The following is a 12,630-nucleotide window of genomic DNA, read 5'->3' on the forward strand; positions in this document are numbered from 1 at the left end:
CGTAAATCGTGCCGCCCGCGAGCCTCCACGCTGCGTCGAAGGAAGCAGCTGGGAGTTCGCGGCGCCATCCCCGGAGGAGACAATCCCGGCAAGCCCTCGGTTGGGAAAGACGCCGGATCCAACCTTTGGGCCCTGACTGACTGCCTTGCCGAGGTCGGCGGCAAGTTCTTGGAACGCAACGGAATCGACCAGGCGGAATTGCGGCGGTACCTGCACAAGCACTGCCAGCCCAAGTTGCAACCGGGTGCCGGGTGAGCATTCATTCCTGAACAAGCCGTGCCGTTCGCCTCGGAGGAGTCAACGTGAACCAAACTGATCCTGAATCGTCAAAAACTCCGTCGATCCTGGGAGCCCTGCGCCCCGCACCGTTCATTATCATCATGTTTCTGGCGGGCAGTTACCTTGTGGCCGTCTCCCTAGGCCTCGTGACCTCCGCAAACCGATTCACGACCCCTGAAATCGCGATCGGTGTGGCACTCTTACTGGCAGCGGCATTCGTAGCTCAGGGCAGTTATGTGATCAGGGATCTGGCTCTTGGGCCGACCGGGGTGAGCGCCCATTTTGAAAGGATTGAGAAACGGCAGAACGTATTGGAGACCGAAATGCAAGCTCTGCAGATGGCCGTGTTGGGGCTGGTTACCAAGCATGAATTAATGCATTTGGAAAAGCTGGCCGGGGAGGGGAAAGCTGTAGTTAAGTTCGGCAATATCATGATCGATGAGTTGAATCATCTGGACGCGATGCAGTACATCGTGCCGCATGACGTGCGGGGACTGAACGGGATTGAGGAAGACCACGGCAGCGGGCTTGATGATTTCGACCTCAAAGACTACGTGCGCATCACCCCGGAAGGTCGGCAGTACCTGTCCCTGCGCGCACAGCTGGCTGCGCGGTCGGCGGCCGCAAAAGCCGGCACGAGCTGATCCAGTTCTTGTTCTGCCCAGAGCCGGACCGGGTGTACTGAAGTGCAGGACTTTAGCCGCGCTTCGGACGAAATTGCGCCGTTCCGGAGATTTCGGACAGCGGACTAACGTGTGCTCTACGCTGCCAGGAGTGGCTGCCGGCAATCGGGTTCTCGTGACGGCGTTGCGTCGTGGCCCCGTTCTCGCTAATTCGCGGAGGTGTTCCGGGGCCGTTCGTAACGAAGGCGTCGGCACCTGATGCCTCACTCCGGTCGACGTCATGGGGAAGTCTAAGGCCGGGGGGAGCCTGGAGCGCAGACGGTCCTTGCATCCGGATTGAACAGGGGCATATCCCATTGAGGAGCCTTCCAGACCTTCCATTTCTGGGGCAGTAACGACCTAATAACGCCTCGGGTGGGAGCATTTCATTGGATCGGCAGTTCGACCGAAACGGCATGTCGCTGTTCTGAACCGGACCTGCAGCAATGGTGATGGGATCACGTGGGAGAGTCATGGACAGCGAGGTTCTTTTCTATACCGATGATGTCGAACGGGCCAGGGCCTGCACCGCGGCCTGCTCGCCGGCGAACAGCTCTCCCCGGATCTGCACCGAAATGGACAGCAGCTATGTCGAGCACGACGTGCGCCAACACGGGCAGTCCCGTCAGGTGTCCTTGCGCGGTCTCGACCCAATGGCCCTGACGCAGTTGCGAGCGACGGGTCACTGTGAATTCGCTGTGAATGAGCCGCTGTTCGACACTGACTTCCGCTGTCATTTCCTCCGTCGGCTGAAGTCAGTGGCGCTTACGGTGCCCGCTGTGCCAACCCGAGTGGGCGACCCGCCCAAAGATCTGACGCTGACCGAGGAAGCAAAAGTAAGTAGCATGCGGCACGCGTCAATCGACGAGCCCTCCGTGAAAGTGGCGGACGACACCAAGGCAGCCAGCTGCACCCTACCCGCCTCCAAACTGTTCTGGACCGGACTGCCGGACATCACCCTCATTCCCACCTACACGGCGCTACCGCGTCCACTGTGACCCACCATGGCTTCAGCGGAGAAAACCACAGGCCGGAGTCAAGACGGGCAGAAACCGGCAGCACCTGCCATCGTTTTGCCCAAGGGCGGTGGCGCCATCCGCGGCGTGGGGGAGAAGTTCGCTGCCAATCCGGTCACCGGTACCGGGTCCATGAGCGTCCCGATCGCCACCAGTCCAGGGCGGTCAGGCTTTGGCCCTGCGCTATCGCTCTCCTATGATTCCGGTGCCGGGAACGGCCCGTTCGGTATTGGCTGGAGCCTCTCCCTGCCCTCTATCTCGCGCAAGACCGACAAGGGTCTGCCCCGGTACAACGACGCCGCCGAATCCGATGTTTTCATTCTGTCCGGGGCGGAAGACCTGGTCCCGGTGCTCAAGCCGGACCGGATGAGGCACACCGACAGCGCAACAGCCCCCGGTTACACTATCCACCGGTACCGGCCCCGCATCGAAGGGCTGTTTGCACGGATCGAACGTTGGACCCGGCGGAGCGATGGCGATGTCCATTGGCGATCGATTTCCAGGGACAACGTCCTCACCCTCTACGGCGCCGATGCCGAATCGCGGATCACGGACCCCGACGATCCTCTCCGGACGTTCACATGGTTGATCTGTGAGACGCGCGATGACAAAGGCAACGCCATCTTGTACGGCTACAAGCATGAGGACGGTGCCGGTGTCGATCTCAGCAGGGCCTGCGAGCACAACCGCGGTGATCGCAACGACCCCATCCGCACCCCCAACCGCTATCTCAAACGTATCCGCTACGGCAACCGCCGACCATTGCTGAATACCACCGGGCACCGGCCGCGGTTCCTTGCCGATCTGCCGGGGGTACACGTACAGAACGCCGGCTGGATGTTCGAGGCCGTCTTCGACTATGGCGAACACGACACCAACGCCCCGCAGCCGGATGAGCCGGGCCGATGGACCTACCGAGATGATCCTTTTTCCTCCTACCGGCCTGGTTTCGAGGTGCGCACGACCCGCCTGTGCCAGCGGATACTGATGTTCCATCACATACCGGACCTGGCGACCGGGCAGAAGGGCCACGAAGGCCTGGTCCGCTCCACCGACTTCACATACTCCCATGAGCAGGACCCCGCCAGCGCGCACAACCCCGTCTACACCTTTCTGAACCAGGTCACACAGACCGGCTACCGCCGCAGCAAAGACGGCTACGAAAGGCGGAGCCTGCCGCCCCTCGAGTTCGAGTACACGCTGCCCGTCGTCCAGGACACGGTGGAGGACGTCGACCCCGCCAGCCTGGAAAACCTGCCCATCGGTGTGGACGGCGCCGACTATCAGTGGACCGATCTGCATGGTGAGGGCATCCCCGGTATCCTCACCGAGCAGGCCGGCGCATGGTTTTACAAACGAAACCTCAGTCCCATCGGAAGAGACACGATCGAATTCGCGCCGCTGGAACTTGTTGGCACCAAGCCCAACGTCGCCCTGGCGGGCGGAGCGGCACAGTTCATGGACCTGGCTGGCGACGGCCAGCCCGATGTCGTGGTCATGGAAGGACCCATGGCGGGCTTGTATGAGCACGACGACGCCGAGGGCTGGCACCCCTTCCGCTCGTTCACTTCACACCTCAACCGTGACACGCGTGATCCGAACCTGAAGTTCGTCGATCTGGACGGCGACGGTCACGCCGACGTACTCATCACTGACGACGATGCCCTCACCTGGTATCCCTCGCTGGCTGAGGAAGGATTCGGCCCGGCACGCCGAGAGGCACAGGCATCCGATGAAGAGAAGGGCCCCCGACTGGTCTTCGCCGACGGCACCCAATCCATCTACCTTGCCGACCTCAGCGGCGACGGACTCACTGATCTCGTGCGTATCCGCGCCAGTGGGATCTGCTACTGGCCGAACCTCGGCTACGGCCGGTTCGGCACCAAGGTAAGCATGGATAATGCACCGCACTTCGATAACCCTGACCAGTTCGACCACAAGCGGATTCGACTGGCCGACATCGACGGCAGCGGCACAACCGACATCATCTACCTGCACCGCGATGGTGTGCGCCTCTACTTCAACCAGTCCGGCAACGGATGGAGCAAGGCACAGCCGTTGAACGCCTTCCCGCCGGTGGACGACCTGGTATCCATCGTCGCCGCTGATCTGCTCGGCAACGGGACGGTGTGCCTGATCTGGTCATCGCCGCTGTCAGGCGATGCACGGCGGCCAATGCGCTACGTGAACCTGATGGGAGGGCACAAGCCTCATCTGCTCGTCAAGACCATCAACAACCTCGGGACCGAAACGGTCGTCCGTTATGCCCCGTCCACCAAGTTCTACCTGCAGGACAAGCGCGACGGCAGGCCGTGGATCACCCGGCTGCCCTTCCCCGTGCACGTGGTCGAACGCACCGAGACCCGAGACCACATCAGCCGCAACCGCTTCACCACCCGATACGCCTATCACCACGGCTACTTCGACGGCGAGGAGCGCGAGTTCCGGGGCTTCGGCATGGTCGAACAGTGGGACACGGAAGAACTCGCCGCGCTCACCGGCGGCGGCACCCTACTAGCAGCCTCCAATGCGGACGTTACCTCCCATGTGCCGCCCGTACTCACCAGGACCTGGTTCCACACCGGCAACTACTCCAGGAACGGCCGCATTTCCGTTCACCAGGAAAGAGAGTACTTCCACGAGCCGGCCCTGACACCTGAAGAACAGGCGGCGATGCTGTTGCCCGATACACCGCTCCCGTTCGGCCTGACACCGGAAGAAGAACGCGAAGCCTGCCGCGCTCTCAAGGGGTTGATGCTGCGCCAGGAAGTCTACGCGCACGACGGCACGCTCAGGGAGGAGTACCCGTACGCGGTCACCGAACGGAACTTCAGCATCCGGCTTGAACAGCCCCGTGACGGGAACCGGCATGCGGTGTTCTTCACCCACGCGCGCGAGGCCATCACCTATCACTACGAGCGCAGTTTCATCCCCGATCCGACAGATCCGGAACCCGACCCGCAGAAGAAACGTAAGTTGCTCGACCCGCGCGTCACCCATGCCCTGACGCTGGAGGTCGATCCCTACGGCGATGTGTTCAAGGAAGCCGCGGTCGGTTACGGTCGGCGGCACCCCGATCCCTCGCTTCCCCTGCAGGCCGACCGGGACGAGCAAGCCATGACGCTCATCACCTACACCGAGAACCGCGTCACCCATCCGATCGACGATTCTGCCGTTTTCCCCGGCGTCTACCGCACCCCGCTGCCCTGCGAGACACGCACCTTCGAGCTGACCGGCTATGTTGCTACCGGACCGGCGGGTCGCTTCCAGCCATCGGACTTCGTCGAGCCCGATCCCAGCACCGCGGGCCGCCTGCGCCACATCTTCCTGAAAGAAGTTGCCTACGAGAAGACCGCAACCGGTGACCGGCGGCGCCGCCCGATCGAATGGATGCGCACCCTCTATCGCACGGATGACCTGGCCTCGCTCCTGCCACTCGGCCGGGTCAAACCTCTGGCTCTGCACGGCGAGTCTTACAAGCTGGCCTTCACCTCGGGGCTGCTCGCGAAGGTTTTTCAACGCAAGGGCCAGCCCCTGCTGCCGGACCCCGCCGCCGTGCTCAGCGGCCCGGCTGCCGATCGGGGCGGCTACCTGCCCAGCCAGCAGTTGAAGGCGGACGGGCGGTTCCCCGGCACCGACCCCGATAACCACTGGTGGATCCCCACCGGCAGGATGTTCCTGTCCCCCGGCGGCAACGACACCACCACCCAGGAACTCGCCCACGCCCGCAGCCACTTTTTCCTGCCCCACCGCTACCGCGATCCGTTCCACAGCAACACGGTCAGCACCGAAAGCGTTGTCACCTACGATGCCTACAACCTGCTGATGCTCGAGACCAGGGACGCGCTGGGCAACCGCGTCACGGTGGGTGAGCGCCGGCCCGATGGCACGGTCAATCCCGGCAAGCCCGGCAACGACTACCGCGTGCTGAAGCCCTCATCGGTGATGGATCCCAACCGGAACCGCACCCAGGTGGCTTTTGATGCCCTGGGTATGGTGGCGGGCACGGCGGTGATGGGCAAACCCGAAGAAACCCTTGGCGACTCACTCGCCGGTTTCGAGCCCGACCTGACACAGGCCCAGCTCGACGGGTTCCACGATGCCGCAGACCCGCACCTGTCTGCGCCGAGCCTGCTTAAGGGCGCCACGACCCGCATCATCTACGACCTCGACCGATTTCGCCGCTCCCGGCAGGCGCACCCCGAGGACCCGGCGCAATGGCAGCCCGTGCACGCCGCCACCCTGGCGCGCGAGACCCATCTCAGCGGCCCCCTGCCGCCGCAGGGCCTGAAGATCCAGATCAGTTTTTCCTACACCGACGGTTTCGGCCGCGAGATCCAGAAGAAGATCCAGGCCGAGCCCGGGCCTCTCATCGAAGGCGGGCCCGCCGTTAATCCCCGCTGGGTGGCCAGCGGCTGGACCGTTTACAACAACAAAGGCAAGCCGGTCCGCCAGTACGAGCCGTTTTTCAGCGCAACCCATGGCTTCGAGTTCGAGGTGCAGGTTGGCGTCAGCCCGGTCCTGTTCTACGATCCTGTCGAACGCGTCGTCGCCACTCTGCACCCCAACCACACGTGGGAAAAGGTCGTCTTCGACCCCTGGCGGCAAATCACGTGGGATGTGAACGACACCGTGCTCGGCGACCCCCGCACCGATCCTGACGTCCGAGGCTACACCGCCGGCTATTTCGCCGGCCTGCCCGCAAACCGTGCTGCGACTTGGCAGACCTGGCACGCACAACGCCAGGGCAGTGCGCTCGGGGTGCAGGAAAAGTCGGCCGCCGACAAGGCGGCTGCCCACGCCGACACCCCGGCCACCGCCCACTTCGACACGCTCGGTCGTCCCTTCCTGACGCTGGCCGATAACGGACCCGATCCGGCACAACCCGGCCAGCATCGGCTCTTCGCTACCCGCGTCGAGCTGGACATCGAGGGCAACCAGCGCGCCGTGCAAGATGCCATGGAGCAGGCGAGTGATCCGCGGGGCCGCATCGTCATGCGCTACGCCTACGATATGCTCGGCAACCGCATCCACCAGCGCAGCATGGAGGCGGGTGTCCGCTGGATCCTCAACGACGTGGCCGGCAAGCCCATCCGCGCCTGGGACAGCCGCGGCCACAGCGTCCGCACCGAATACGACCCTCTGCGCCGCCCGCTGCGCCCCTTTGTCAGCGGCGCCAACCCCGCCAACCTCCACCAGGAGTTGCTCACCGAGCGGCTCGTCTACGGCGAGCAGCACCCGGACGCCGTACTGCGCAACCTGCGCGGCAAGCTCTACCTGCACCTCGATCAGGCCGGCTCCGTCACCACAGAGGCCCACGATTTCAAGGGCAACCCGCTGCGCGCCTCCCGCCGCTTTACAAACGGCTCGCGGTACCGGCAGGCGGTGGACTGGAGCCCCGTGGACGCCGACCACGTCGCATTACCGGCAGATGCCACGGCCCAACTCGACCCTGCCGCCATGGAGGCGGCCCTAGCACCCCGGCTGGAGGCCGACGCCTACACCGGCCACACCAGCTACGACGCCCTCAACCGACCCATCTTGCTGACCTCGCCGCACACTCCCGCCATGGAAGCCAACATCATCCGACCCGGCTACAACGAAGCCAACCTGCTGGAGCGGATGGACGCCAACCTGCGCGGCGCCACCGCCAACGGCCAGCCGGTATGGACGCCCTTCGTCAAGAACATCGACTACGACGCCAAGGGCCAGAGAACCCGCATCGACCACGGCAACGGCGCCAGCACCTTCTACGCTTACGACCGGCTCACCTTCCGGCTCATCCACCTGCTCACCCGGCGCGATCGGGTCGCTTTCCCTGCCGATTGCCCGCAGCCGCCCCCCGCAGGCTGGCCCGGCTGCCAAGTACAGAACCTGCACTACAGCTACGACCCCGTGGGCAACATCACGCACATCCGCGACGACGCCCAGCAGACAATCTACTTCCGCAAAAAGCGCGTCGAATCGAGCGCCGACTACACTTACGACGCGATCTACCGGCTGACCGAAGCGACCGGGCGCGAGCACCTGGGCCAGATCGGCGGCGCGCCAACCCCTCACGCCCACAACGACACGCCCCGTGTCGGAATTGATTGGGCAGCCAACGACGGCAACGCCATGGGCACCTACGTTGAGAGCTATGTGTACGACGCCGTGGGCAACTTCCTGGAAACGCGGCACCGCGGCAGCGACCCGGCCCGCCCCGGATGGACACGCCGCTATGCGTACAGAGAAACAAGCCTGATCGAAGACGGTGCCGGCGGTGTCCCGCTCAAGACCAACAACCGCCTGAGCAGCACCACAGTCGGCAACAACAACCCGCCCGATGAGCGCTACCTCTACGACGCCCACGGCAACATCACCCGCATGCCACACCTAGGCGGAATCCATCCCGCCCCCAATATGCACTGGAACTACCGCGACCAACTCCGCCGAACCGACTTGGGTGGCGGCGGCACGGCCTACTACGTGTATGACGCCGCAGGCCAGCGTGTGCGGAAGGTATGGGAGAAACCGGGGAATCTCCTCGAGGAGCGCATCTACCTCGGCGGCCTCGAGATCTACCGGCGGCGCCAGGGCCCGGAACGGCTGGAGCGCGAAACGCTGCACCTCATGGACGATAGCCAGCGCATCGCGCTGGTGGAAATACGGACCCTCGACACCGTCGGCACCGACCCCGCACCGCAGCAACTCATCCGCTACCAGCTCGGCAACCACCTCGGCTCCGCCAGTCTGGAACTGGACCGCCAGGCGCACATCATCTCCTACGAGGAATACACCCCCTACGGCAGCACGACATATCAAGCGGTGCGTAGCCAAACCGAGACACCGAAACGTTACCGGTATACCGGCAAAGAGCGGGACGATGAGAATGGATTGTACTACCACGGAGCGCGGTACTACGCCCCTTGGCTGTGTCGGTGGACGGCGTGTGATCCTCAACAAGACGGAGACGGCCTCAACCGGTATGCCTATGTTCGGGACCGTCCAACCCGGCTCACGGATCCCGGCGGAACCCAGTCAAAAGCACCTCCATCCGCCGCCGAGGACGGCAGCTTTAGCCACGGAATGCTCCGTGGTTTTCAAAAAGGCAACACCGCGACCAATATCGGGCGGACCATACAAGAATTCCAAGTGGAGGCGGAAATTCTGCACGGGCTCTCTAGGGTTCCCGGACTTTCATGGCTAAAGAAGTACGCAGACAAACTGTCACAAACAGCCGAATTGGCATCGATGATCGAACAACCCCAAGGAGTTGCCGAAGAGGTGGGCTCGGCTGGGTCATTCCTACTTTTTAGCATTGCTCACAGCGCCTCCGAAAAAACTAAAGTATTGTTGGCAGCTGTGCCGCCTAAAGCGAACACGACTGTCACAGACACCCGCAGGGGCGCGAGTGAAGGTGAACGAGCAATCCTCGGCTCCGGTGTAAGGCGAAGCTCTGTCTATCGAGAGGTGGAAATTGCCGAGCAAGGCAAGTTGTCAGAGGAGTTTCGCGAATTAGGGGGAGACCCTGCCCTGCTCCAGTTCAATCAGGGCAGCAGAACAGGAGTCGTGGATGCAACAGCGGTCACAGCGGCTCATGTCAATGTACGAGGCGATGTTTTTCCAAACGCCAATCCAAATCAGACTGCGGCTGCGTCACGGATGTCAACCAAAGCTGTACTCGCGCACGAACTCGAACATCTTCGAAGTCCACTCAATCCAAAAGCAACCGTGCATGAATCGTCGAGAGCAGCTGAGCGAGGACTCCAGCAACCGGGTTCCATGCTAAGACCCCTTGGTTCCTGGATCGACGAATTCAGGGCAAGCTATATGGCCAGCAAGAATCCCGCCCTGAACGCCGTGGAGCGGGGCCAGCTCATTTTGGATGCGATGGACAGGGCCGCTGAAAACATGACAAGGGTCAATCCAAACACCCATATGCAGAGAACCCTTGAGGCTTACATAAAGGCCAGTAGATAGCCCTGTCCGTGGATTGCCAGGGCTTCCGGCGGTCCGTTGGCCGGGACTCTGCAGGCCTTCTCCGTCGGTGCGGCCGCGTCAAGCCTCTTCGGCACCAGAAGTAGTGCTCGCGTGCTGTCGCATGTCGTCCTCCGGCTCCGCAGTGTTTGCAGCGTCGCTCAACTGCTGCTTTGTCGCTTCGCCCGTCGGCGTCTGCCTCGGCGACCAGGCGCGCGCTCACGAGAGTGTCCCTTAGCCCGGGGGTTTCACGGGTTCGGCGCGGAAGGGCGTGTATAAAAGGCGAAAAGGTGCTCTGACAAGGGGAAAATAGTGGTGTCTAAGCCAATAATCCCGGTCGTGAAGGAGCACCTTTTCGATGCACCACTCTACCCCCGTTTTTCCGTCCGTCCCCTGCACTTTCACCGGCCAGTCGCTGATCTCCCATGCCGGAGTCAAGGTCCTCACGGGCTTCATGGACGCCCTGGGATTCGGCCGGCTGTGCGAAGACAGGCTCCGCCAGTTTGTTCCCTCCGGCGCACGGCATCGTTCCGGCAAACTGCTCGGATCCCTGGCAGCGATGCTCGCCGCCGGAGGCGAACATGCCTCGGACCTGGACATCCTGCGTTCCTCACCCGGCACCTTCGGCCAGCTGCCCTCGAACGCGACCGTTTCACGGTTCTTCGAACGCACCGTGACGAACCCTGAGCTGTTCAGCTACGGATTTGAGACCCTCACCGTGCAACTGCGCACCCGGGCCTGGGACGCCGCCGGGGACCGGAATCCGGCATTGACCGCGACAGCCGCGGACCCGCTCAACATCGACATCGACGCGACCCTGGTGACCTCGCACTCCGATAAGGAAAACGCCGCCGGAACCTACAAAGGCGGCTACGGGTTCGCCCCGTTCATCGCGTCCTGGGATTACGGCGCCGGTCACGGCGCCGGGGAAATCCTCGCAGCGGTGCTGCGGCCCGGCAACGCCGGAGCGAACAGCGCCGAGGACCACATCCGCCTCTTCCACACCGCCGCGGCCCAACTGCACGGCGGGTTCTTCACCGACACCGGAGCCCTGGCCGGGCAGAAGGTCCTGGTCCGCACCGACAGCGCCGGGGCCTCACGGAAGTTCCTCTGGCACCTGCACAGCCTCGGCGTGCAGTTCTCCACCAGTTACACGCTCCCGTTCGGCAAGGCACACATGATCGACTGGATCAACTGTGAGTCTTGAAGTGGCTGGTCCGGGATCAGCTGGCAGAGTAGGGACTGGCCGCTCCACTTCCTGATGGTGACTCATGGATCAATTGGCCCGCAGGGTGCCTTCTTGCCGACTTGTCCCATCGTGGAGGTGGTCGGCCGGTGCCTGCTCTGTCCACCTCGGTAACCTGATTAGAAGGCTGTCCACCCCGTGGGGCGTGACCCATCACAGTGCTGTTCCGACGTGACCTCTACCGGACTGGTATCGGCCGCAAGCGGCCTGACCATGTCCGCCATTGAGGAAGGTGTAAGAACCGCCGTGTCTATCGTCGCGCATTCTCACCCATTCGTCGTGGGTGTCGACACCCACGCCCGCAACCATGTCTATGCCATCATCACCGCCACGACCGGTGAAGTGGTCGATACCCGTGAATTCCCGACCACCAGCGCCGGCATCAACCGTGCCATCGCGTGGGTGGCACGCCGCACCGAAGCTGATCTGGACACCCTATGGGTGATAGAAGGGGCTGGCACGTACGGCGCGTTACTGGCCGGCGCCATCACTTCTGGCTACCCGGTCGTGGAAGCGGCACGAATGGATGCCCGTAACGGCCGCGGCGTGGGAAAGTCCGATACCCTCGGCGCGCAGCGGATTGCCCAAGCCGTGCTATCGCTCAAGCCCGAGGAGTTGCGTCGTCCGAGGCTCAACGCAGGGGTGCGGCAAGCCCTCGGGATCCTGGCCACCGCACGAGATGCCATGACCACTGAACGCACTCGGGCAGTGAACGCGCTGACCGCACTGTTGCGGGCCTCCGATCTGGGAATGGATGCCCGCAGAGCCCTGTCGGGCGTCCAAATCGCTGAGGTGTCCCGGTGGCGAGCCCGGGAAGAGGAACTGGCTCTGTCCATCGCCCGGTCCGAGGCGATACGGCTGGCCAAACGCATCACTGAGCTTGATGCCGACCTCAAGAGCAACAGCACACGGATGACTGACCTCGTCGAGATCAGTGAAGCCGCACCCTTGCTGAAAAAGAAGAGTTTCGGGCCCGTCACCGCTGCCATCTGCCTTGCGGCTTGGTCCCACCGCGGCAGGATCCGTTCATGCCCGCTCCTGCCTTTTAGCGAAATTGAAAGGAAACAGATGCGTGGAGAGGCGGGAACACGAAAGCCGGCTCGCAGCCGGCCAGGAGTAACGCAGCTCAGACAGCAAGCAGGGGGCCCCGCCGGCGAGGTTGGCTGGCGGGGCTTTCAATGCCCAGGCGGGTAGGAACCCGACTGGCCGGCCACACCGGCCAAGACGTGGGCCTTGGTAGTTCGCGCTAAATCGACGGCACGGGCCTCCAGACCCTTCAAAATTGATGACACGCTTGAGAGCGTCAAAATTCAGCAACGCAGGGCCGCCGAGGGGCATCCCAGCGCCGACCAGGAAGCTGTCGGTCAACTCGAAGTGCTGGTACTCCCTTCGGGGTCCGAGCTGGCCAGTTCGGCTAAGGGGTTCCGCCGTTAGGTGTGGTGGCAACCTCGGCCTCGCAGCCGAGTTC

General features: G+C 63.2%; 3 protein-coding genes and 2 pseudogenes. All 5 read left to right on the plus strand.

Features of this window, described 5'->3' with window-relative positions; translation table 11 throughout:
• The first annotated feature begins 302 nt into the window (after positions 1 to 302).
• Positions 303 to 923, plus strand: coding sequence for a hypothetical protein (locus AC1D2F_RS14030; RefSeq protein ID WP_476966975.1), 621 nt, complete (start codon positions 303 to 305; stop codon positions 921 to 923).
• A gap of 491 nt (positions 924 to 1,414) precedes the next feature.
• Positions 1,415 to 1,939, plus strand: coding sequence for a Tc toxin subunit A-related protein (locus AC1D2F_RS14035; protein ID WP_476966976.1), 525 nt, complete (start codon positions 1,415 to 1,417; stop codon positions 1,937 to 1,939).
• Positions 1,940 to 1,945: 6 nt separating this feature from the next.
• Positions 1,946 to 9,919, plus strand: a complete 7,974-nt coding sequence (locus AC1D2F_RS14040; RefSeq protein ID WP_476966977.1) for a SpvB/TcaC N-terminal domain-containing protein — start codon at positions 1,946 to 1,948, stop codon at positions 9,917 to 9,919.
• 355 nt (positions 9,920 to 10,274) lie between these two features.
• Positions 10,275 to 11,111 (plus strand): annotated as a pseudogene (locus tag AC1D2F_RS14045) (transposase); the annotation flags it as partial.
• 264 nt (positions 11,112 to 11,375) lie between these two features.
• Positions 11,376 to 12,191, plus strand: a pseudogene (locus AC1D2F_RS14050) (IS110 family transposase); the annotation flags it as partial.
• Positions 12,192 to 12,630: the final 439 nt, after the last annotated feature.

This window comes from Arthrobacter sp. P1_B3, from assembly GCF_056406615.1.

What these genes read in the sequence shown, in the direction of transcription:
- AC1D2F_RS14040 (WP_476966977.1), top strand. Translation starts at nt 1,946, where the DNA reads ATGGCTTCAGCGGAGAAAACCACAGGCCGGAGTCAAGACGGGCAGAAA.
- AC1D2F_RS14035 (WP_476966976.1), top strand. Translation starts at nt 1,415, where the DNA reads ATGGACAGCGAGGTTCTTTTCTATACCGATGATGTCGAACGGGCCAGG.